Here is a 23,028-nt window from a genome sequence, read left to right as displayed (position 1 = left end):
CGAGTGTCAGAGAGAGGAATTATATAGAGGGGAAAAACACGCCTGCCAGGAAAGAGGAGTTTCGTCTCATAAGCTCAAGAACCTAGTTACGCGTGAACCTAGTTTCTATGGCAACAGTGGCAACAAGGCAACGGCCAGTAACCACGCGGGTTTCAGCGTTGCCTTAGTAATAAGAGAGGTGGCAACAATGGCAACACATCTCTTTATATACCTATGTGATTGTGTGTCTGTTGCCATTTCAAAAAACCGTGGCAACAGTGTTGCCACTAAAAACCCTATTAAAATCAGTGGAATAGCCCCTGTTGCCTTGTTGCCACGATTTTTGCGACCTAGAGGGTGGAAACACACAGGTGACAGGATTCTGTTCGTACTGCGAACAACTTCAAGCGATCTAGTGACACCGACCCCTTTCCCTTCCTGGCAGGCGTTTTTCACCCAGCTAAACATTTCTCGTTGGTGGGGCTTTGGCTCCACTGCATCACCCTGCACCCCAACCGCCCAATGGAGGGCCTGATGAACCAACCAGCCACAACCACTCAGCAAGCCGACAGTAATAGCCACGAGGGCCAAGCCATGGAAACCACCCAACCGGGGGGACAAGCATCCGTCAAAGGGGGAAAAGTCCCCGGACGCAAATTCAACTACTTTTCGCCGCCAGATATTGCTGGCTATACCACAGAAGAAAAACTGACTTTAGCTTTCGAAAAAGAGCTCAAGAGCTACCATACGCGCCGCCAAAAATTAACGGAGGCATGCCGTGAGCTTGACCGGCTCAAAAAGACGCTAAGTGCCTTGGAGCAGCAGGAAAAAGCGGCAGATGGAGAGTGGAAGCTTAGCTTCGTCAAAGGGTTCGGTAAGCAGAGCAAATCGGTACGTGAAAAAATCAAGCAGAAAACCCAAACGAAGCTTGAGGCAGAGCAAATTCGAGAAATGATCCTACTGCTTGAGCCTCAAATACAGTGGCTCAAAATGCATACTTACCAGACGCGTAAATCGTTGGTGGCGTACCAAGGCCGCTTGCTGGAATTATCGGCGCACAACCGGCTTATCTCAGCCATCGATGAGCTGTCCCAAAACACGGACTGCATGGCCAAGCTGGCGGAGGTGGTGCCTAGTCTATTGGACCGCATCGCCACTGATACCTGTAACGATCACGGCCTTATGGCTACCCTGGGGATAGATGCCAGTATGCAGAAGGGGAAAGGGTACTTAGCAGTACTGTCTAGAGATGACACGGTGCAGTTGAGTCGTGAAATAAACAAGCGGCAGATGTCAGCGCTTGGTGAGCTTTTCCTAAGCCGTATACCAATCAATAAGAAAAGAATGACCATTCCAGGTATAGAGTTGCCTGAACGCCTAACGTATGAAGACTATGACGATGGTGGCTATTACTCACCTATCCGCTTCCCCCAGGAGCTAAAGGCGCTCGAAGCCCAAATGGGTTACGTGCCAAGCATGGAAGAGCTGGATAGCGACGATACCGCCGCCTAGCTCGATCACGCTTCTACAGTCAAAGCCCCGCCTTTTGTGCGGGGCTTTCTCGTTGCAAGCATGAATGGGGTCTACTGTGGCACACAGCGGCCTTCAACAGTGGTTGCCAGGGGCTATGCCCCGCAGCCCGCCGCGACCCACGGCGCGCTCTCGACACCCCGCCCCGCCCGCGCGCTAAATGTAGTGGTTTTTATGCACCCCTGCACCCGCCGTCAAGCCGCGCCACTGCTGGGCTGGCTGGTCGAAAATGAGCGCATGAAAATCATGCGTTTTCATGCGGAGTTATGCAGTTTTAACGAATAGGATGGGGAGCAACAACCTAAAGCTGGGCTATCGGCTGGCCGATAGCTAAATAGGACATTCCTTACAAAGCTAGGTGGTGCCGATGACTTCCAAAAAGACACGGTGCGGGATGGCCTAAAGTCGCAGTTGTACGGGTTGCACAGGCGTAAAGGAATAGGCAATACTGCTAAAAATAATTAAAGTTGAAATCGGGACTTATGAGTAACAAATTATTTGCGGTTGAGGAGTTGTCAACCGCTAGCCAGCAGCTATAGACCCTGAGCGGACGTTCTCTGAAACCGTAATTTGCGAGAGCTTTTAGCTGACAGTGCGCGTTTTTCTTGTAGTGATTGTAATATGAGTGCGCATGTTCCTGGGAAGGTATGCTGTAAATTATGGTAAAACAATGGCTTATAAAAGGCATTGTATTTTTATGCACCGTTTATGACTAAATGATCATAAAGTTAACGCGCATGTGCATGAACAAAGTTGTTAAGCGTAATAATTTTCACGACTTGGAGGTAACGGTAGGTATTGAAGCAAGAGCGGAGATCTCGTTTGGATTGGAAGTGAATATTGAAGTGAAAGCGAAAGCCCTAATGGAGGTAATCATGAATAATCTGAACGTATTTATTACATGTGTTTGGTGCGGGGTGGCGTTTCTGCGGGCCTGGTGGGACATTTCCAATCCGAGCGAGAGATCAGTAATTGTGAATAATCTACCAGATCCAGGAGAAACGAGAGGAGGTTCGATTCCTCCTCCCCGCACCAAATTATTAGTCGCCGTATAGCTTCGTCGCTTAGCCAGGAACGGCGAAGGCTTTTTCGTTGCAGCTTCGCCTTCACTATAAAGCCTTGCGTACTGGCGGCGTTAGTTGCCAATCATTCCCACAGTGCTATCTGGTAGTAATCTATTCAGAGTCTTCATTTTACGATTAACACTAGGTTTTAAATTAATGAAAAGTGTCAATATAATCTCTCTTGTTCAAGCCTATAGAAGCCTGGAGCCTACTGAATATAGTGCCTACAAGAACCACTATGGCGTAGATATTGATAATAATGAAATTGAAGATCTGAAAGTCCTCGCGTCAAAAATGTACGAAGTATTACCGTGTGTGAATATATTTGATGTTTTTTATGTGGGCTATAAAATTCAGCACATTAGCAAAGAGTTCGATTTGTTAAGGTTTGGTAGTAACTATATTATAAATGTTGAACTTAAAAATATTAGCACAGAAGATAGGGTTGAAAAGCAATTAAAAAGAAATAAATACTACCTTAGTCATATAAATAAAATTGTGCATAATTTTTCTTTCGTTGTTCAAACTGAGATGCTTTATAAACTCAATGGTAGGGAAGAGCTTGAAATAGTTGACTTCAGTTTGTTAACACAAGTTTTAACGAATCAAGACTTATTAAAAGTAGACAATCCTGACGTGTTATTCAATCCCTCAGACTATTTGGTTTCGCCTTTTAATTCGACAGATAAATTTACTAACAATAAATATTTTTTGACTGGTCAGCAAGAGCTCATAAAGGACAGTGTCTTAAATATAATTGATAAAAACATAGGGGCTTTCATTTCGATTGCTGGTGGGCCAGGAACTGGAAAAACCTTGTTAATATATGATGTTGTTAAATTTATTAAAACTCAGAAGAGAGCTTTAATTGTGCATTGCGGTCAATTAAATGAAGGGCATGCTAGGTTAATTAAGTTAAATTGGAACATTATCCCCGTTAAAGAGATTAGTGATTGTGACTTGAATAATTTTGATTTGCTTGTTGTTGATGAAGCGCAAAGGATATACATAGGTCAATTTAATAAATTAGTTTCTGACGCTGCAGCGAGTAACACAGTTTGCGTTTTTTCATATGATAAGCAGCAGACTTTATCTTCAAAAGAAATGCGCGCGGATATTGAAAGTAAAATCAATGCTATTGACGGTTTATTTAAGTTTAAATTGTCAGACAAGATTAGAACCAATAAGGAAATTGCTAATTTTATTAAGTTGTTATTTAATAATAAGCGAAATGATGTGGTTTTATCTAATTGCGGAAATGTTGATTTTCATTATTTTACCGATATAACAATAGTTAAGAATTATATTAGATTAGTGAGTGATGATGGGTGGGAGGTGCTTAAATTGACTCCATCATTACATAAAACTGAATATCACGAGTCGTATTCAGATGTTTTTAGTAAAAGTTCACATACAGTAATTGGGCAGGAATTCGACAATGTTGCAGTTGTTATCGATGAGTATTTTTCTTATGACAATAATGGTTCATTAACTTATCAATCAGACACATATTACGATTCAGTCAAAATGCTATTTCAGAACATCACGAGAACTAGAAAGCGATTGAAGTTAATAATAATAAAAAATAAGCAGGTGTTAAATAGATGTTTGTCTATTTTGGAATAATTGTATAAAGGTAACTGGCAAGCTAATAAAGTGGGAGAAATAATAGTTGATTTTTCTCCTTGGTCACTTGTTTTAGTTTGCTTTTTTCTTTTATTGGGGGCTGTTTTTCAGGGTGATTTAGGAGTTGTTTTTAAATGAATGTTCACTTAAAGTTGGTTCAGCTTCGAAAGAAAATAAGGGGAAATAAGAAGAAAGTTACTAGTGCGATTATTGCAAATCATTCAGCAGAAATGTGCATAATTTGTGGCTCCCAAGAGCAACTGACTAGGGAGCACGTGATTCCTCAATGGGTCTATAATCGTTGTGCTAAACGAACTTTCGAGACAACAACTAATGGTATCTATCAGACGTACAATAAAACTACACTACCTGCATGCAAAGACTGCAACTCGAATCTCCTTGGTTACTTAGAAAGACATTTGAAACATGAATTTGAAAGAGTTGATGTTAGTCACGAGGAGTTCTCGCAAGATACCTTAGAGCTAATCGTCCTATGGTTAGAAATCTTAGAGTACAAATTTCAAGTGCTTGACCTTCGCAGAAGCCTAAATAAGGTAAATGGTGCTGATTACATTCCTTTTATTGGCAAAATGCCTATTGCAATGTTCCAAGGCCCTGTGGACACGAGTCCAGCAAAGGTTTTTTCAAATCTTCGTTCGGCATTGCATGTATTGAGTGTGAAATCAAAGGTGGATAGGCTGAACTCCCTATGTATTATCCATACTAAAAATAAAAATTTTCATTTCTTCCACTCAACAAATAACTTCATATTCATAGAGTTAGCTGAGTTCGGCGTCGCATTTTTCTACTTCTATAAGCAAACGTTCGAAGACTATAGTCTCACTACAAAATCTGCTATGGAAATAGTCCAAGATCACTATGCATGAACAGGCACATTACAAACGGCTCAAGAGGAACTTGGACTGTCAACGCGTGGCGTTTCCAGTCCCAATGAGCCGCTGTGGCTACGGTTGTTGTGTTCGAACTTAGTGGTAATGCGTTGCCCGCCCCTTGGCCGGGTGCAGTACTTCAAGCTATTGCTGATAACGGAGCGGAAGTTGACGACATCAAAATGCCGAATACTTCAAGAAGTTCGAATGGCGGCTTTCATAGGTTGCCGACTCGCGCATCAACCTTGTTGAATATATAGTTAAGCAAGCATTTGAGATTGGGAAAAATTTATGAGGTTAGAAAAATTTTGTGTCTCGAACTATCGGAACATCATTGATTCTGGATGGGTCAAGACAACAAACGTCACGGCGGTCGTCGGACAGAACGAAGCGGGTAAAAGTAACCTTTTTGAGGCTCTGTATTGTTTGCATTCCTTCGTTGAGACCCAGTACAACCCAGACGAGGACTGGCCGGTTGACGACTGGAAGGGGAAAAAGAATGCGAATGGCAAGCCGGTATCCCAAGCCTACTTTGAGTTTGATGATGGTGAAACCGAAGCCTTGTTTGAGTTTGCGTCGGAAGAAATAACCGATGAGGGTGGCAGTGAGCTAGAGGCTAATATCGCCACGCCACCAGTTGATATTCGTCTATTTGCTTGTCGTTGTTATGGTTACGTTACCAGCTTCTACTTGCATGATAGAGAGGGCAACACGATTGCATCTGAAGATTTGGGCCTTTCCAAAGTCAAAGTGTCGGAATGGGCCAGTGAGCATGTTCCGCGTTTTGTGCTCATTCAGGACTATGAATTCTCCGGGGCGCAGGTTGAGCTCAACGAGCTAAAGAGCCGTTTAGATAAGGCGGGCGGCAAGCGCCATGAACTTTCAACCGACGACCAGACGATCCTGATCGTACTCGACCTTGCTGAGATCGATCTCGATGACTTTGTTGAGAAGGGTAGCAGCGCTGAGGGTCGAACACTACGACAGTTTGATAAGCGTGCGGCGTCTGCCTACCTGACTCAACAGTTTCAGAAATTGTGGAAGCAGAAGAAAGTCAAATTCGATATCGATGTAGATGGCCCAACACTCAACATCTTCGCTGAGGATGAGGCAATCGGCTTTCCGGTTCGCCTGTATCGGCGCTCAACAGGGTTCCGTTGGTACGTCTCTTTCGCGTGGAAGTTCACTCATGCCTCCGAGGGTGACTTTGAGAATTGCACACTCTTATTGGAAGAGCCAGGCATCCATCTTCACTATAGCGGGCAACGCGACCTATTGGGTGTGTTTGAAGACCTATCAGAAACCAACACGGTGATGTATACCACTCACCTGTCATCAATGGTCGACCAAGCGAATCCAGAGCGGGTGCGCATCATCGAAACCGACAGCGACCACCATCTGCGGGTTACGCATGGCGTAGTGAGCAGTCAGTCGGCTCCAATGGCGGTTATCGAAAGTTCTCTCGGTCTAACCCCAGACCTTTCCGGAATGCTTGGTAACCGTAAGGTGCTGATTGTCGAGGGAGGAACTGATGCATTGATCTTGAGCAAACTTTCGGGTTTGCTGACTAAAAGCGACAAAGTTGGCATGTCAGATCATATATATATATGGCCCGCGCAGACCTCAACTAAAGCGCCGATGTATGCAGCGTTCGCGATCGGTCAACTGTGGGATGCCGGAGTGTTGCTCGACACCGATGAAGCTGGCTATCTAGCACACGAGAAGATCAAAGATATGAATCTGAAAGGCTACGCTGATCAGACTGGCCACGAGTTTAGGGTGTTAATGCTTGATAAAGCCGCCGGTGTGAAGAAAACCGACGTCGCAATCGAAGACCTGTTTCCGGACGAATGGTTTCTCGAGTGCGTGAACCGTGCTTACGGCCTAGCGCTAAGGCTAGAAGACCTTCCCGAAGATGGCTCGACCCTAATTGCCAAGCGCGTCGAGATTGCCATGAAGCAGCGCCAAGGAAAAGAACTCAAGAAGAAGAATGTGCTTGTGGAGATGCTGAAGGAATTCGACAGCTGGTCGACAATCAGTGACCTACCACCAGGCGCCGCTGAAAATGCCGAACGCTTGTTCAAGAATATCAATGCTGCATTTGGACTGAAGAGCTAAATTATCTTTCGAATTGCAATGTAAGTAACAAAGCAGCCATTTATGTATGCCTCATGGAAGACAGCTTTTTGGCCGTAAGCAGTCCATATATGGCACGAAAAGAATTAACAGTGATTGATGCTATCGCATGACAATTTGGACGCGGGTTGCAATCGAGGATTGTGGTATACATAGTGGTATATTGTATTCTTTATTTTTATATTTAGTTTTTAAAAATCAGAGTCTTGTGTTGTTTATTTTGATCTTGCTCGGGGAGCCATTCTGTTTTTTCTTGCCTTTCAGTCTCACCTTTTTAGTAAGCATTCTCTCGCAGTCGCTAGCCTAAAACGACCATTTCGCATCCCTACGACCTGTTTATAATAATACTCAATGTCCTTGCTCAATATTCTAAGGCATTCTGGGTAGTTTTTTGTATCTACCGGTTAGGGGCGTATAAACTGTTTTGGCTAATCATTTTTTTGGAAGGTGTCCGTGGGAAATGCTGCCAGTCTGAATGCACTGCAGGTGTTCAAGTGCCTAAGTGACGAGACACGGTTAATGCTGGTGCTCTTGATCGCCAACGAGCAATCGCTGTGCGTGTGTGAACTGACCTATGCGCTAGAGGAGTCGCAGCCTAAAGTGTCGCGTCATTTGGCCCAGTTGCGTCAGTGTGGATTGTTAATCGATCAGCGAGAGGGGCAGTGGGTTTATTATCGTTTGTCGCCTCAACTACCTGGATGGGCGCAAGATGTTATTCGTGCAGGCGCTGAGGGCAGTGCAGTGCGGTTGAGCACGCTTACTCAGCGATTAGTTAAGATGGGTGATCGGCCGACGCGGCGGGCAGCGCTATGCTGACTTGTCAATGCTCTCTCTTTGTGTAGGGCTTTGAGAAATAACGCCGTGCCTCTCAAGTATGCTTTCCAGCCAGAGTAAAAAAACTCGCACTTTGGGGGATAGGTTGCGTCGTTTGGTGAACAAAAATGAGAGTGGAATTGATGGTGGCGGTGTGTCCGGCAGTATCTCCTTGAGTTCACCTCTTTCAAGAAGATGGCGTACATCATAGGCGGGCACTTGAATTAAGCCCAGCCCAGACAGGGCTGCCGCGACATAGGCCTCGGCTCCGTCGACGGTAATGGCGCTGCGCATTTTGATTTCTATCAAGTGCTCGCCCTGCTGGAATTCCAGCGTCGCGGTTGAGGTCGGAAGCCGGGGAGAGTAGTTGATCAGTAAATGAGAGCTCAGGTCCTCAAGCTTCTTTGGTAGCCCGTGGCGAGCCAAATAGGCGGGGCTGGCACAGGTCACGAAATCCACTTCGCCAAGAGGGCGGCAAACAAGGTCTGAATCTAGCAGTACCCCGAGCCGCAACACGCAGTCGACGCCGTCAGCGACCAGGTCTACTATCCTATCGCTTGCGCTTATGTCAATCGTTAGGTAAGGGTGCTGGGCGATAAAGTCTGATAATGCAGGGAAGACGAGCCTGCGAGCGATACGGCTAGGAATGTCGACGCGAAGTCGACCGCTTAGACACAGGTTGCCAGGTAGGAACATCTGCTCGGAGGTAGCTACGGCATCGACGATGTTCTGTGCCGTTTCTAGAAACCGCCTACCATCCTGGGTTGGAACGACCTTGCGAGTGCTGCGAAACAAAAGCTGCGTTTGCAGCCGGTCTTCCAATACTTGGATTTCCGTTGAGACAGTAGAGCGAGGTATAGCCAGTGCCTCAGCTGCCCGCGTGAAATTTCCACTCTCCATCACTTGGATGAAGATTTGCATTTGCCTGATGCGATCCATTGCTATTGTTCGTATATTCCGACAGGTCTTGTCGATATTCGCATGTTTATCATGATCACACAACGCGTCATCTTATCCGTAAGCCGTTCTGCTGAACGGTGATGATACTTAACGTGAGGGATGAGCGATGTCTAATAATAGCATTGAAGGTAAAGTAGTTCTGATCGCTGGTGGTGCGAAGAACTTAGGTGGCTTGCTCGCGCAAGAATTTGCAAAAGCGGGGGCCAAGGCTGTGGCGATTCACTACAACAGTGATTCTGCTAAGCAGGCTGCTGAGCAAACTGTGGCATCGATTCGGGCGGCAGGAGCCGAAGCGGTCGCATTTCAGGCTGATCTGACGAGTGCGGCAGCCATGGAAAAACTCTTTCAGGATACCGTTGCTGCAGTGGGTAGGCCCGATATTGCCATCAATACCGTTGGTATGGTGGTTAAGCGGCCAATGGCAGAAGTGACCGAAGAGGCTTTTGATCAGTCATGCGCAGTCAATGTTAAGGCGGCGTTCTTTTTCCTGAAGGAGGCAGGTAACTACGTTAACGATCATGGCAAGGTTTGTACCCTTGTAACATCACTCCTAGGGGCTTACACGCCATTTTATGCGGCTTATGAGGGGTTAAAAGCGCCCGTCGAGCACTTTACTCGGGCGGCATCAAAAGAGCTTGGGGAGCGGGGCATTTCTGTTACTGCGATTGGGCCAGGACCGATGGATACGCCTTTCTTTTACCCTGCTGAAGGAGAGGATGCGGTTGCCTACCATAAGACAGCTGCGGCACTTTCGCCTTTCTCTAAAACCGGTCTGACTGATATTGAAGACATCGCCCCTTGGATACTTTTCATGGTATCTGATGGCTGGTGGATGACGGGTCAGACGATTCTTGTCAACGGCGGCTATACCACCAAATAAATTAGCTGGTTGACGAATATCACCGCCGGCTACCTATTTAGATTCAAAGGAGACGTTTCATGCATACGGTTATGGTCATCCTCGCTGGATTGGTATTGCTGGCGGTTTTTGTCGTCTTTGCTCGTATTGCTTCAATACGGTTCGCGCGACTTTTGCCTGTTTATCTCGTGGTCTGGTTAATTTGTACTGCGATCAATATGTGGATTGGTGTTAGTCAGGCTGGCTACAGCGTAATGCAGGAGCTGCCGTTCATGTTGATCGTTTTTACTGTACCTGCGCTTGTTGCTATTTTGTGGTCGCGGAGAAACTGAGGGAGGAGCGCCGCGGATTGCTGCTATTGATCATAGAAGGAATGTTTCATGAAAGCAACAATTTTTCACAATCTTGCTCCAAAGGCTGCGTTGCGCAATATTGGTCCGGGCGAAACTCCGCGTGTGACCAATGTTGAGCTGTTTTTCGACTTGGTCTATGTCTTTGCAATTATTCAGCTTTCGCATTTCCTATTAGCCCACGACAACTGGGTAGGTGCGCTTGAGGCCGTTACGCTTTTTGCGGCGGCTTGGTGGGCGTGGAATTACACGTCATGGGCAACCAACTGGCTTGACCCAGATCATGCCAGTGGGCGCGTTCTGATGATTGTACTCATGGCTTGCGCACTGCTGATGGCGATTGCGATCCCGCATGCTTTCTCATCTCGTGCAGGCCTTTTCGTGGGTGCTTATGTTGCCATGGCGCTGATACGCGCGGGCTATATGTCCATCGTTTTTCGTGGCGAACAGATGGGGCGAAACTATGCACAGCTTTGTGCATGGAGTGCGATCTCGGGCGTGTTCTGGATTGCAGGCGTTGTGTTTCCAAGCGCTAGGTTAGAGTTGTGGATCATCGCTGTAGTAATCGACTATTCCGCGCCCTATGTTGGTTTTTGGTTGCCTGGTCAAGGAGCCACGCCAATGGATAGCTGGCCTTTGCGCGGCCTGCATCTTTTGGAACGTAACCAGCAAGTCTTCATTATTGCGCTTGGTGAATCCATCTTGCTTATGGGCGGTTTACTCGTTAGTCAATCTTTGGGGGCGGGTGTCATCGCTGCTGCGGCTATCGGCTTTTTGTTGATTATTACACTTTGGTGGATCTATTTCGTGCATCTTGCTGAGGCAGGTGAGCACAGTTTCGAACATGCGGCTGATCATACGCGGCTGGCTCGGGCGGGCCTGGCCTATGCCCACGGAGTAATGGTCTGCGGTGCTATTGTGGTGGCTGTCGCTATCGAGCTGATTGTTGCCCATCCGCATGATGCCATTCATGCCCCAACGGCGTTGTTCGCTTTCGCTGGTCCAACGATCTTTTTGGTGGGGTCGGCAATGTTTCATCGCACCATGGCCTCGAAACTGCCCGTTTGCTATCTGCTTGCCGGGGTGGCTCTTGCGGCTTGGGCCTGGCTGGCATTAACAATGCATCTTAATGGCCTGTGGTTAGGAGGCGGGATGTTGGTCGTGATGATCACCCTGGCAGCAACCGCTCATCGCGAAGGGGCGGCAGTATGACTAGTGCTCCCTCTCGGCTTGGCGGTTTGCGGGTAACAATTGGCCTTTTAGTGGCGATTTTGTTGCACAATTTGACCTATCCATTATCGGGTGCGGAGGGTGTCTGGCCTGCGCTGTTTTATCTTTTTTATGGCTCTATCTTCGTCGTAGCGACCTTCTTGCTGTTGGCTGACCGCCGCTTGCGCGCGCTGGCGGTTGTCAGTGGAGCGGCTGTGATCGTGGCTGGACTGGCGAACTCCTATACTCCAGGTGCTTATACCACTCTGGCGGTTTATCTCACCTCCATCGCCTACCATCTTGTCATTGGCGTGGTGCTGGCACTTTATATCTTCCGCGCGACCGAGATGATGTCTGATGTGCTAGTGGCTGCCGCTTCGATATATCTGGTGATTGGATCGGGCTTTACTGCAGTCTTTTCGCTAATTGAGTGGATCGCGCCAGGCTCTTTTGTAGTGTCGTCAGGGGTGCCGATCAACTGGCAGCAACTGTTTTATTATAGTTATGTCACGCTAACAACCGTGGGCTACGGTGATATTACCCCGCAAGGGTTCTATGCCCAGTCGTTTGCGATCTTCGAGGCAATGATTGGCGTGCTATATACGGTGATCCTGCTGTCGCGCCTAGTAGGCCTTCAGACGAGTACACAGCCAAAATAGCTAACAGTCAGTGTTTCGACAAAGAGGGTTTTAAAGAGAGTTTTGGCAAAAAGGGTAGCGTAATATCTACTCAGAAGCCGTCTCAAGAAGCTTTATGAAAGGTATATGTGAATGTACCAGTCCAGAAAATGGACTGGTACATTCATTGGTGGGGTCTCAGTATTTCGCCATGCGCTGTGCGCCCTGAAGATGGGCGTAGTCGAGTAAGATTTCGGCGGCTTCTAGTACATGGGCGCGATCAACCGGCATGTCTTCATCCTTATCCTCCTCGTTGTCAGCGTCCGCGTCACTACCTTCGGGCTGCGAGTTATCACTGCGCGCATCCATCCACTCATCCAGCTCTGGCAGGTTTAAAGCGCGACGGCGTTGGTTTTCAAGTGAAAGCTGTTCAGCCTCTTGAGCCTCTAGCTCTCGTTGACGCTGTTCGCGGTTCAGGCTAACGCTGGTGTGCTGTTCGCGTAGCTGGCGAGCCAAAGTGGACTGGCGCTCTAGATAGCGGAAGTTAGGATTCTCCTTGGCACGTTCTTGGTGTTGAGAAGTCAGGGCAGCGAGGGTGTTCTCCGGGGCGCCATAGCGGCGGTATTGAACGTTCTGCACGGTATCCCAAGCAAGAGCATTATCTAGGCTGCTTTCACCAATGCGTTCTGGGTCAATCAGGCTGGGGAATATAATGTCGGGCTCAACACCGCGGTTTTGGGTGCTATCACCTGAAATGCGGTAAAACTTGGCACGGGTAAGCTTGATTTGACCATGACTAAGATCATTGAGCGTTTGCACAGTGCCTTTGCCAAAGGTGGGCGCGCCTACCACTATGCCACGGCCATAATCTTGAATAGCGCCAGCAAAAATCTCCGATGCTGAAGCGGAAAGACGGTTAACCAGTACGGTTAGTGGCCCGTCGTAAGTCGTGCCTGCGTCGGTGTCGCCGTAGAGCTGAATGCGGCCTTGGGCATCACGAACCTGTACCGTGGGGCCTCGGTCAATAAACAGGCCTATCAAGGAGTTGGCTTCTTGAAGTGCGCCACCGCCATTATTGCGAAGATCTAGGACAATACCTTCAATGCCTTCTTTCTTGAGACTTTCAATTTCTCGAGCGACGTCGCGGGTGGTGCTGCGATACTCATCTTCACCGGCTTGCCAGGCATCGAAGTCGACGTAGAACGTCGGAACGTCAATTACGCCAATGCGATGAGGTTGGCCGTCTCGCTCAATGTTTATCACTTCGCTATGCGCTGCCTGATCTTCCAGGCTGACGGTGTCGCGAGTAATTTCAACAATTTGAGAGCGGGTCATGTCCACTGCTTGGGCAGGCACCACGTCCAGGCGTACAATGGAGCCTTTAGGGCCGCGAATCAGGTCGACGACGTTGTCCAGGCGCATGCCTACCACATTGACCATGTCGCCTTCTTCTTGGCCCACGGCGATAATTCGGTCAGCGGGCTCAAGCACGCCCGCTCGATCGGCAGGGCCACCGGGAACCAGGCTGGCGACCTTGACGTATTCGCTATCGGCTTGAAGCAGTGCGCCGATACCTTCAAGTGAAAGGCTCATTTGAATATCAAACGATTCGCTTTGGCGAGGGGAGAGGTAGCTGGTGTGAGGATCGATAGTGCTGGAGGCTGCCGCCATGATTAACCCAAAGACGTCTTCAGACTCTGACTGACGCAAGCGGGATAGCTGTCCTTCATAGCGCTGGCGCAGATTGCTTTCTATCTGCTCGTCATCTTGGTCGGTTAGAGCAAGCGTTAGCGCATCGTTTTTGAGTCGTTTACGCCAGAGTTCGTCTAATTCACTTTCGCGGGTTGCCCATGGGGCATCTTCGCGATCGACTTCTAAGCGCTCGTCGCTATCGAATTCGAATGAAAGCCCTTCATCAAGGCGTTCTAGCAACCACTCTAGGCGGGCGGTGTGGCGTTCGCTGAGACGATTATAGAGTGCAAATGCATCGTCAAGATCACCATCGAAAAGTGCTTCAGCCATGTCGCGCTCTAAGTGGCGGTAAGGCTCTATGTCGCGGCTCAATAGGTAAGAGCGCTGGCCGTCTAGAATGTCTAGATAGCGTTGGAAAGCTTCCGCTGACCACTGCTCGTCGAAGTTAATATCGGCATAATGCCCATAGCGAAGTGAATCCGCTATTTCCTCTGCCGCTTGGCGTTGTTCGTCGGTCGGCTCAAGTTGCGCCAGCGCTGCTGGACTGGCAATGGCCAGCATCACAGCAAGGGCGACCGAGCGCGAAAACGTTGCAAACAAGCTCATCAGTCAAGCTCTCCCGGATTTGTGTACACTTATTCTTCCCTAGACCCGCAGATAGCCTATGAGTTGCGTAGGCCGAGGGAGCATTGTAGCAGGTCATTTACCCTGTGATACTCAATCATTACTGTTATGAGGATTTCTATGTCCGAAGCTTTCAACGCGGACCGTGTGACGCGGCTATGTGATTTTCTGCACCAGTCGCCTACGCCCTGGCATGCGACTCGCTGTATGGCGGAGCGTTTGGAGCAGGCGGGCTTTGTGCGTCTTGAGGAGACGGCTAACTGGCAGCTTGAGCTGGGCAAGCGCTATTACGTGACGCGCAATGATTCGTCAGTGATTGCATTTCAACTGCCTGCTGAGAGGTTGGCCAGCCTGCGCATGTTAGGTGCGCATACTGACAGCCCGGGGCTGCGTTTAAAGCCCAATGCTACCCAGTATGCCGCGGGATGGTTGCAGTTAGGGGTTCAAATATATGGTGGTGTGTTGTTAGCCCCGTGGTTTGATCGCGACTTGGGGTTGGCAGGGCGTGTGCATGTACGTCACGCTGATGGTCATTTAGAAAGTGTGCTGCTAAATGTGGACCGGCCGATTGCCATGGTGCCTAGTTTGGCGATTCATTTAGACCGCGATGTTAACGCTGGGCGTGTTATTAACCCACAAACGCAAATGTCGCCTGTTGTCATGCAGAGTGATAGCGCGCAGCTTAGCGACTTATTGGCTGATTGGTTGGAAGAGCAGCATGGCCTGCGTGCTGTGGAAGTCGTTGACTTTGAGTTGGGGTTTTATGACGTACAACCGCCATCGCTGGTAGGGTTGCGTCAGGAGTTGGTCGCCAGTGCGCGGCTAGACAACTTATTGTCGTGTTTTGTGGGGCTCGAGGCGATGCTAGCGTGTGATGCTAGTCAAGGGGCCTTGTTGGTAGCCAATGACCATGAAGAGGTGGGTAGTGCCAGTGCCTGCGGTGCTCAGGGGCCTTTCTTGGGTGATGTGCTGAAGCGTTTAAATGCCCAGGTAGGTGGTGCTACTGAAGAGTCGCTGATTCAGCTGATTCAGTCATCGCTTATGATTTCATGCGATAACGCTCACGCTTTACACCCAAATTTCCAAGATAAACACGATGAACGTCATGGCCCTGCTATTAATGGTGGTCCAGTTATTAAGGTAAATGCTAATCAGCGTTATGCCACTAATAGTGTAACGGGGGCGCTGTTTCGGGATGTGTGCCGTGAGGCAGATGTGCCCGTGCAGTCGTTTGTTACTCGTTCAGATATGGGTTGTGGTAGCACTATTGGGCCGATTACGGCTACTGAGGTGGGTGTGCCGACGATTGATGTAGGGCTTCCTCAGTGGGCAATGCATTCAGTACGTGAAACAGCAGGTACCCGAGATGTTGATTATTTGACCCAGGCGTTGACGGTGTTTTTGAATCGTTCTGAGTTGTGCTGAGTACATTACTGATCAATAACGAAAAAAGCCCGCTGACTCAGTCAGCGGGCTTTCAATATTCGTGTGGTGGCTACGCCCTGATTTGAACAGGGGACCCCATCATTATGAGTGATGTGCTCTAACCAGCTGAGCTACGTAGCCATTCAACGGGGGCGAATATTACTCAGTAGCCCGTTGTTCGTCAAGTGTTTCTTTTTTTGTTTATTACGCGGCGACTGGTCAGCAGTTAAATCAGGTAGAAATATATTTTTGTCTACATCTTTAGCGCTGGTCCCTCTGCTCGTAAAATCATTTCGAGTGCTTGGAGGGATATTGTAGAGAGCAAGTGTTTTCAATAACGGAAACGCGTGCAATGCCTTAAGAATCGAACGAGGTTAATTACTATCTCTAGGCGATCAGCCGTCGCGTCGAGCGATTTAATCTGACTAGAAATTTTGATGCTCTCACCACAGCCGTGATCAAAGTGTTTGACATCTAGCTCGACGACTAGCTTTAGGGATTGAGAAAGGCGCCTGGCATCAGAAGCGGCTTTTCTCAAAGATCACAGTCTTGGTTGGATGTCTGAGGACTGAGGCTCAATGAGTGTTTCCCTCCCCGGCTGTCTAAGGCTTCAAACAAAGCGGTGCGCTGATTTTTTCTGCATGCTGTTGCAATTCATAGGCTTGTAGTCAGGCCTGGCACCCCTAAGAACGCCAGATCCAGGTCGTAGCGCAGTTGCCAAGACTTCTCGTTCGGCCCGTTATAGTCCGAGTACAACGAGTTGGCCATGTAATTGCCCGTGGACTCCCAAACATAGTCGAAGTACTCGTCGCCATACACCTGCTGCCAGGCGAGCGTCAGGCTGTGGGCCAGATGTGATGCGGTAAAGGCCAGGCTGAAGGCGTCGTTGTCGATATAGCCCAGGCGTTGCTCGCCTTGGTCCTCGGTATGGTAGTAATTCAGTGCGGTCTTGAGCGCTATCTGACGTTGATCCCCGATCAATTGGGTCAATGCCAGATAGGTCTGCTGCCACATGTCCTCGAAGCGTGAAGCGTAGAGGCTGACGTCCAGGCCGTAAGAGGTCTTGGTCATCCCGCCGAGATAGGAAATACGCGACCCCGAATACGCCCTGTTGCCGAAGGTGGTGGTGAGTTTCTCACTGCCGGTACCGGAGCGTGGAATCGCCCGGTCGAAGCTGCCAGCCTGCAATGACAACCAATCGGCTTCATTAATGAACAGTCCCACGCCCTGAAAGCTCGAGGGCAGGGCGCGATTATCCTTGTAGCGCAGAATAGGGTTGTCGGTGAGCAAGCGCCCGGCCTTTATTTCAGTACTGGAAAAACGCAACCGCAGATCACCGACCCCCAATCGGCTCCAGGTCGGCACCGCATCGCCGTCGCTATCAACCAGCACTCGATCGCCGCCATTGGCGACACGCCCATGTCCTCGCTCCAGATTGACAGCACTGAACAATGAGGCGTCCAGCCCGAAGCCGATCGGCCCCTGGGTATATCCGGAGCTGTAGTTGAGCATCGCGGTTTGCACCCAGGTTTCACGGATGCGGGTCTGCTCCAGGCCATCGGCTTTCTTGATCCTTAGATAGGTAGAGCGTCGGGTGTGCTGGTTGGCATAGTAATGGCGCAAGTTCTGCCTCAAATGGCTGCCGTCGATAAATCCCGGAGCCTCATCTTGCTTGGTCACCGCTTCGCCCGCGATGGCAAGCAAAGGGCTGCCGACGGCTACGCCGGCCATCAGAAGTACACGAAAATCCATTTCGATAAATCTCTAGAGGAAAAAAAGCAGCCGCACGCTCCCGCAGGACAACAAAACGTTTTCAGTGAGACGGCGGTTTGGGCCAGTGTCGAATCGTGCCGCGCCAGTTTTCATAGGCTTTACCGAGCTGAAGCAACCACTGATCAGCGAAGCGTGAGACGATCATCTGCAGGCCGATCGGCATGCCTTGGTCGGTAAAGCCGCAGTTGATCGATAGCGCCAGTTGCTCACCCATGTTCCAGGGCACGGTAAAGACGATGTGCGCGAACGGCAGGCGTGGGTCATTGGTAGGTGAAGCCTATTCTGCCGAAAAGGAGCTGACCTGGTTCGTCGAAGGCAACACCAGATCGACATCATGAAAGATTTCGGCTGCTCGGCGTCGGATTTCGAACGTCTGGTTGAACCCCTCGACTGCCTGCACGGCGGTCAGGCTCTCGGCCGCCGCCGCCCAGTCGCGTATGTAGGGCAAGGCTTGGTCGAGCCGCTCGGGGCTCAGGGCCTGCAACACACCCAGGGCATAGCCACGATGCCCGACTGGGGCATGCTCGGCCACGAACACCCAGGCGCTCGGCACTTCGCCACCCACCGGGGCTCCTTGCAGCACCCGCAATAGCAGCAGGATCAAGGGAGCCCAATAACCGATCTATTCATAGGTCGACATGATCCCGATCAGCAGGCAGGGCAAGGCCATCATCAGAATGCTCAGACTGAACACGCCGCTTGCGTCCCACTCGATCAGCGAAGTGCGCCATCAGGATGCCGCCCAGCGGGCGTGCCAGATAGCCGGTGACGAAAATCCCGAAGCTTTGCAGCAAACGCAGCCACTCAGGCATCTCTGGCGGAAAGAACAACTGGCTGAGAGTCAGGGCGAAGAACACAAAGATGATGAAGTCGTAGATTTCCAGTGCACCACCCAGCGCCGCCAGACCCAGGGTCTTGTGGTCAGACCGGGAAAAGCGACCAGGTTGTGGATAAATATGGGCCGTCATAAGGGGACTCTAAACAGGTACTCATGAAAATTCGCGACTGAAACAGCATTCGAGATCAAACCCTTAAACAGGCCATGTCGTTCGAATAATGCCATCAGGTATCTAGCCGGCAATGGTCCATCCAATTACCGGACGGGACAACCAGACAATGCATCTGGGTTGCTTTTTAGTGCAAATCTGTACATTGAGTTTTCTTGCGTTTAACCAATAATCGGACACTTCCTCACCAGGACCATGAGGCCTGACGTGAACGGGAGAAAGACTGGTTGTAATGACAGACGCCCCATCCCGTGGGGTTTTCAATCATCACAGGAAGACACTTATGAGCACTCATACTCGTACTAAACGATTGACGGTTCCGCAACTGGTCGCGATGAAGGGCCAACAGAAAATCGTATCCCTGACGGCGTACTCCAGCTCTATTGCCAAGCTGATCGACCCTATCGTCGACTTCATCCTGGTCGGTGACTCTACTGCAATGGTCGGTTATGGTCGGGCCTCGACGCTGAGCATGCAGCTCGAAGAAATCATCGGCCATACCCGGGCCGTAGTCGACAGCACACGCCTGTCTTGTGTCATCGCCGACATGCCGTTCGGCAGCTATCAGGAATCTAGCGAGCAGGCCTTTCGCAATTGCGCCCAGGTCCTGGCGCGCACCGGTTGCGATGCCGTCAAGCTGGAAACCAATAAGGCTCTGGCGGGTACCATCGAGTTTTTGGTGGCACGTGGTATTCCGGTCATGGCCCACGTCGGGCTGATGCCGCAGTTCGTCAATGTCATGGGGGGATTCAAGGCCCAGGGCCTGACCACCGAAACCGGCGCGGTAATTGCCGAAGATGCCCGGGCCAACCTCGAAGCTGGAGCTTTCAGTCTGTTGCTCGAGGGTGTGGCCGAAGGTGTCGCTCGGCAAATTACCCTGGATTCGAAAATACCCACCATCGGCATCGGCGCCTCACCGGCTTGCGACGGCCAGGTGTTGGTGACCGAAGACGTGCTGGGTTTGGGCGGTGAGCAGGTACCGCGCTTCGTCAAACAGTACGCCGATGTCGGCGCGGTTATTCGCGACGCTTGTGAGCGTTTTGCTGAAGAAGTGCGCGATGGCCGATTCCCTGAATCGCGGCATTGCTATGGGCTCTAGGCATGTCTAGTACTCTTCGCTGATAGCCTGGGCCAGTTTCTTCAGGGCCTGGGGGATATCCTTGCTCCAGTCGAGAGTGTAGCTCAAGCGCACGTGATGCCGCCAGGCCCCCTGCTGGCTGAAGATTTCCCCGGGGGCGATAACGATGCGCTGGGCCAACAAGCGCTCGAACACCCGTCGCATGTCCACCGAGCGCAGGGCTTCGAGCCAGAAGGTCGCGCCGCCTTGCGGGGCGACAATCCGTAACTGGCCATCACCATGTTCCTCCAGCAGAGCCTCCATCCGTTTCATGCGGTCCAGCAGCATGGCCCGCAGCACCATCAAATGCTGATCGATGCGCTTGGAACTGAAGAGTTTGGCGATTGCTTTCTGACGGATCGGCGACAGACGAAATGCCCGTTCCAGGAACAGACGATGCAACTGAGGCCGGTGTCGGCGACACAGCACATAACCATAAGGCGCTTCCGAGCCAATGATTTTGTCGAAGGTCGAAAACACCAGCAGCTTTTCCGGGTCGGCAAAGTCGCGATAGCGAGCGGGATTGGGGGAAAAATAGAACTCGCCGTAGCTGTCATTTTCGAACAGCCAGACATCCCGCTCCGCCAACCATCGACAGATCTGCTGCTTATCCTGCGCCGGCATCAGGTTGCCTTGGGGAATGTTCACGGTGGACGACAGCACCGCCAGCCGGATGGGCTCACGCCTGAGCAAATCATTGAGTGCGGGCAAGTTGAAACGTCCATCCTCGCCGAGGGGCACTTCGATCACGCGAATCTTTGCTGCTTGCAACTGGCGTAGGATCGCCCATGAACACGGCGATTCCACCAACGCCACAGTGCCACCCAGATTCAGGGCACTGAGGGATAACTCCAGCACACTGTGCAGGTCCGAGCCAATATATACATGCTCGGCCTGCCAGTAGCAGTGCGTGGAACTGGTGTAGCGGTCGGCCAGAGCACCGCGTAACTCGGGCTCCCCGAACGGCTGATAGAGTGGTGCATGGGATCGGGGGTATTGCCGGGCCAGTTCGCGCTCCATCATCAACAATGGGTTTTCCAGCGACAACAGCATCGCTGGCGCGTCGCTACTAAGGGCTAGCATCCCCGGCTGGCGTGCATTGGAGAATACGTTGTCCAGCAGATTGGGCGAGCCCTCGCTCAATAAGGGGGCCGGCCTCGCCTTGGTGAAATAACCGAATTTGGGTTTGGCATAGATCCGCCCCTCGTCCTCGAGAAGGGAATAGGCGTACTTGGTCGTCGACACCGACACGTTCAGGCGCTGGGCCAGTTGCCGCAAGGACGGCAATTTCTGTTCATGTTCCGAATTGGCGGTCTCGATCAACTCGACGAGATAGCGGTACACAGCCTGATAGGCGAAGAAAGCATCTTTGGTTGTATCCAGGCTCACTTGCTGAAAATCCTGTGTGCCCACTTCACGTCAACGCTGGAGACCTGGCGTGACATGCCTGAGGTTTTTCTTTCCTGATGTTCAAGTCCAGCGATGATTCTGGACCTCATGGCCATGACATCAAGCAAAACCAGACGACGTTTGAGAGGAAATGGCATGCTCTTCAATCCCTGTAGTGATTGCCAATACAATCATTCTTGCATAACTCGGCGGCGTGCCCCAGCTTGCCGGACAGGCTGCTGAGGAGTCCCACCCCATCAACATTCCGGATCACAATGGAGGAGGGGGGCGAGCCCAATAAACAAAATCCCCGTATCAGCAAGTGATTACGGGGATTTTGAGTTTACTGAGGTCCGTGTGAATCCACGGTCATCGTTACACTTATCACGAGCATTAGCCAGCGAGGTGTCTGGATAATCGCCTAGGGCGAACCACGAAGCCTTGCCGCTCAATTTGAATCGATATCGCCATGCTCGCACCCCGTTAGGCTTGACCTCAAGGTAGAGGCCCCGGGCATCGTTGATGCGGTACAGCTTGTCTCTGGGTTTTGCAGCCCAGCAGTGAGCGTCGGTGAGCATGGAATGACTCGATTTCTCAGGATCCTTTCATCGTATACACCTAAAATCGCGCTGTCCAAGAATCATATACACCGGTGTAGTCGCTTTTTCTCTGTATGATCATGCAATTTTATGCAAGGTGTATAAACGCGAAAGCCCCCATATATGGGGGCTTTCGGGGTGATTAAAGGACTGTCTCGCAACTCTAAGCAATCACCTGCAATGCCAGCTACAACTTAGACGTTAAAACGGAAATGAATAACATCGCCATCTTTAACGATGTAGTCCTTACCTTCTAAGCGCCATTTGCCAGCATCTTTAGCCCCTTGCTCGCCATTGAGTGCGACAAAGTCTTCGTAAGCAACCACTTCCGCGCGGATAAAACCTTTCTGGAAATCGGTGTGAATCACGCCAGCGGCTTCTGGGGCGCTGGCGCCTTCTTTCACTGTCCAGGCGCGGACTTCTTTAACGCCAGCGGTGAAATATGTTTGTAGGCCAAGCAGGGCATAGCCTGCGCGAATGACGCGATCAAGCCCTGGCTCTTCCATGCCCATTTCTGATAGGAACATGCTGCGTTCTTCGTCATCCAGCTCGGCAATCTCAGCTTCTAGCTGGTTGCATACCGGCACCACTGCAGCGCCTTCTTCTGCTGCAATCTCATTAACGATATCCAGGTAGGGATTGTTCTCGAAGCCATCCTCGTTAACGTTGGCAATGTACATGGTGGGCTTGAGCGTTAAGAAACCGAAGCTCTTAATCTGGCGCTTCTCATCTTCATCAAGACCAAAACTACGCAGCGGCATACCTTCAGCGAGGTGTGGCTGAATGCGGTCGAGAATGGCCTTGGTGGCAGTGGCATCTTTGTCGCCGCCTTTTACTGCACGAACGAGGCGTTGGCTGGCTTTTTCGACGGTATCCAGGTCGGCAAGTGCCAGTTCCAGGTTGATGGTTTCAATATCTGCCCGTGGATCCACTTGGTTGGCAACGTGGATTACGTTGTCGTTATCAAAGCAGCGTACGACATGGGCGATCGCCTGGGTTTCGCGAATATTGGCCAAGAACTTGTTGCCCAAGCCTTCGCCTTTGGATGCCCCTGCGACTAAGCCTGCGATATCGACAAATTCCATTGTTGTCGGTAGCACTTTTTGTGGCTTGACGATCTCCGCAAGCTTATCAAGTCGCGGGTCAGGCATTGGTACGATGCCTACGTTCGGCTCAATGGTGCAGAATGGGAAGTTTTCTGCATCAATACCTGATTTGGTCAGCGCATTAAAAAGCGTGGATTTGCCTACATTAGGTAGGCCGACGATACCGCAGTTAAAGCCCATAAATTACTTCCTGGCCGCTAGGGCAGCGCAACAAGGGAAGCGTCTGCCAATATTGAAAAAAAGGGCGTGCTAGAACGCCTGAT

22 protein-coding genes and 1 tRNA gene are annotated in these 23,028 nt (G+C 50.3%); 13 read left to right on the top strand and 10 right to left on the bottom strand.

All coding sequences use genetic code 11. The annotated features are described in order from the left end of the window. The first annotated feature begins 513 nt into the window (after positions 1-513). The 7 genes from CEK60_RS08610 (at position 514) to CEK60_RS08580 (ending at position 8,041) form a co-directional block, all read left to right on the top strand. Positions 514-1,491: a hypothetical protein gene (locus CEK60_RS08610; protein ID WP_089038667.1), complete on the top strand. Its 978-nt coding sequence runs from the start codon at positions 514-516 to the stop codon at positions 1,489-1,491. A gap of 60 nt (positions 1,492-1,551) precedes the next feature. Further along, on the top strand, positions 1,552-1,794 hold the full coding sequence (locus tag CEK60_RS08605) for a hypothetical protein (RefSeq protein ID WP_157698024.1): 243 nt from the start codon (positions 1,552-1,554) through the stop codon (positions 1,792-1,794). Positions 1,795-2,252: 458 nt separating this feature from the next. After that, positions 2,253-2,564: a hypothetical protein gene (locus tag CEK60_RS08600; protein ID WP_157698023.1), complete on the top strand. Its 312-nt coding sequence runs from the start codon at positions 2,253-2,255 to the stop codon at positions 2,562-2,564. A 165-nt stretch (positions 2,565-2,729) separates the two neighbouring features. After that, positions 2,730-4,199, top strand: a complete 1,470-nt coding sequence (locus tag CEK60_RS08595) for a DNA/RNA helicase domain-containing protein (protein ID WP_089038664.1) — start codon at positions 2,730-2,732, stop codon at positions 4,197-4,199. Between the two features lie 134 nt (positions 4,200-4,333). After that, complete coding sequence (locus CEK60_RS08590; RefSeq protein ID WP_089038663.1) at positions 4,334-5,086, top strand: hypothetical protein; 753 nt, start codon at positions 4,334-4,336, stop codon at positions 5,084-5,086. A 294-nt stretch (positions 5,087-5,380) separates the two neighbouring features. After that, positions 5,381-7,207 carry an AAA family ATPase gene (locus CEK60_RS08585; RefSeq protein WP_089038662.1) on the top strand — a complete coding sequence of 609 codons (1,827 nt, stop codon included), beginning with the start codon at positions 5,381-5,383 and terminating at the stop codon, positions 7,205-7,207. 471 nt (positions 7,208-7,678) lie between these two features. Further along, positions 7,679-8,041: a metalloregulator ArsR/SmtB family transcription factor gene (locus CEK60_RS08580; RefSeq protein WP_089038661.1), complete on the top strand. Its 363-nt coding sequence runs from the start codon at positions 7,679-7,681 to the stop codon at positions 8,039-8,041. On the opposite strand, the gene CEK60_RS08575 is transcribed toward CEK60_RS08580, so the two are convergent. Beyond that, positions 8,033-8,959: a LysR family transcriptional regulator gene (locus tag CEK60_RS08575; protein WP_198361485.1), complete on the bottom strand. Its 927-nt coding sequence runs from the start codon at positions 8,957-8,959 to the stop codon at positions 8,033-8,035. The two genes, CEK60_RS08580 and CEK60_RS08575, sit on opposite strands and share 9 nt — an antisense overlap. Before the next feature lie 145 nt (positions 8,960-9,104). On the opposite strand from CEK60_RS08575, the gene CEK60_RS08570 reads away from it, so the two are divergent. The 4 genes from CEK60_RS08570 to CEK60_RS08555 are packed head-to-tail and all read left to right on the top strand — an operon-like array spanning position 9,105 to position 12,075. Next, on the top strand, positions 9,105-9,878 hold the full coding sequence (locus tag CEK60_RS08570) for an SDR family oxidoreductase (protein WP_089038659.1): 774 nt from the start codon (positions 9,105-9,107) through the stop codon (positions 9,876-9,878). A gap of 59 nt (positions 9,879-9,937) precedes the next feature. After that, the gene (locus CEK60_RS08565) at positions 9,938-10,189 is read left to right on the top strand and encodes a hypothetical protein (RefSeq protein ID WP_089038658.1); all 252 of its coding nucleotides are present in this window, start codon (positions 9,938-9,940) and stop codon (positions 10,187-10,189) included. Positions 10,190-10,237: 48 nt separating this feature from the next. Further along, entirely contained in the window at positions 10,238-11,419 is a 1,182-nt protein-coding gene (locus CEK60_RS08560; RefSeq protein ID WP_089038657.1) for a low temperature requirement protein A, read from the top strand. Beyond that, on the top strand, positions 11,416-12,075 hold the full coding sequence (locus CEK60_RS08555; protein ID WP_089038656.1) for a potassium channel family protein: 660 nt from the start codon (positions 11,416-11,418) through the stop codon (positions 12,073-12,075). Before CEK60_RS08560 ends, CEK60_RS08555 begins: the two co-directional genes overlap by 4 nt. A 156-nt stretch (positions 12,076-12,231) precedes the next feature. Here CEK60_RS08555 and CEK60_RS08550 read toward each other — a convergent pair whose 3' ends face one another. Continuing rightward, the gene (locus tag CEK60_RS08550) at positions 12,232-14,331 is read right to left on the bottom strand and encodes a carboxy terminal-processing peptidase (RefSeq protein WP_089038655.1); all 2,100 of its coding nucleotides are present in this window, start codon (positions 14,329-14,331) and stop codon (positions 12,232-12,234) included. Between the two features lie 138 nt (positions 14,332-14,469). Here CEK60_RS08550 and CEK60_RS08545 point away from each other — a divergent pair, with 138 nt between their 5' ends. After that, on the top strand, positions 14,470-15,774 hold the full coding sequence (locus CEK60_RS08545; RefSeq protein WP_089038654.1) for a M18 family aminopeptidase: 1,305 nt from the start codon (positions 14,470-14,472) through the stop codon (positions 15,772-15,774). A 64-nt stretch (positions 15,775-15,838) separates the two neighbouring features. Here the strand turns inward: CEK60_RS08545 and CEK60_RS08540 are convergent. The 5 genes from CEK60_RS08540 to CEK60_RS08530 all read right to left on the bottom strand — a co-directional run bounded on the left by CEK60_RS08540 (position 15,839) and on the right by CEK60_RS08530 (position 18,515). After that, positions 15,839-15,915 (bottom strand) — tRNA-Met (locus CEK60_RS08540). Between the two features lie 513 nt (positions 15,916-16,428). Further along, positions 16,429-17,526 (bottom strand): OprD family outer membrane porin, encoded by a 1,098-nt coding sequence (locus CEK60_RS08535; protein ID WP_198361484.1) that lies wholly within the window; start codon positions 17,524-17,526, stop codon positions 16,429-16,431. 61 nt (positions 17,527-17,587) lie between these two features. Next, positions 17,588-17,800 carry an amidase family protein gene (locus tag CEK60_RS22385; protein WP_342760377.1) on the bottom strand — a complete coding sequence of 71 codons (213 nt, stop codon included), beginning with the start codon at positions 17,798-17,800 and terminating at the stop codon, positions 17,588-17,590. 24 nt (positions 17,801-17,824) lie between these two features. Next, entirely contained in the window at positions 17,825-18,151 is a 327-nt protein-coding gene (locus tag CEK60_RS22380) for a hypothetical protein (protein ID WP_198361482.1), read from the bottom strand. A gap of 22 nt (positions 18,152-18,173) precedes the next feature. Continuing rightward, positions 18,174-18,515: a hypothetical protein gene (locus CEK60_RS08530; RefSeq protein ID WP_198361481.1), complete on the bottom strand. Its 342-nt coding sequence runs from the start codon at positions 18,513-18,515 to the stop codon at positions 18,174-18,176. A gap of 322 nt (positions 18,516-18,837) precedes the next feature. Here CEK60_RS08530 and panB point away from each other — a divergent pair, with 322 nt between their 5' ends. Further along, a complete protein-coding gene (panB, locus tag CEK60_RS08525; protein ID WP_089038653.1) occupies positions 18,838-19,653 on the top strand; it encodes a 3-methyl-2-oxobutanoate hydroxymethyltransferase in 816 nt (271 codons plus the stop codon). A gap of 6 nt (positions 19,654-19,659) precedes the next feature. On the opposite strand, the gene CEK60_RS08520 is transcribed toward panB, so the two are convergent. From CEK60_RS08520 to ychF, 3 genes are all read right to left on the bottom strand, one after another. After that, on the bottom strand, positions 19,660-21,060 hold the full coding sequence (locus tag CEK60_RS08520; RefSeq protein WP_198361480.1) for an aminotransferase-like domain-containing protein: 1,401 nt from the start codon (positions 21,058-21,060) through the stop codon (positions 19,660-19,662). A gap of 326 nt (positions 21,061-21,386) precedes the next feature. Further along, positions 21,387-21,638 (bottom strand): Arm DNA-binding domain-containing protein, encoded by a 252-nt coding sequence (locus tag CEK60_RS08515; protein ID WP_089038652.1) that lies wholly within the window; start codon positions 21,636-21,638, stop codon positions 21,387-21,389. Positions 21,639-21,853: 215 nt separating this feature from the next. Continuing rightward, positions 21,854-22,945 (bottom strand): redox-regulated ATPase YchF, encoded by a 1,092-nt coding sequence (gene ychF, locus CEK60_RS08510; RefSeq protein WP_038482699.1) that lies wholly within the window; start codon positions 22,943-22,945, stop codon positions 21,854-21,856. Positions 22,946-23,028: the final 83 nt, after the last annotated feature.

This window comes from Halomonas sp. N3-2A, assembly GCF_002216165.1.
In the GTDB taxonomy this organism is placed as follows: domain Bacteria; phylum Pseudomonadota; class Gammaproteobacteria; order Pseudomonadales; family Halomonadaceae; genus Vreelandella.
The sequence above is the reverse complement of the archived record's forward strand: the minus strand, read 5'-3'. Positions and strand labels throughout refer to the sequence as shown.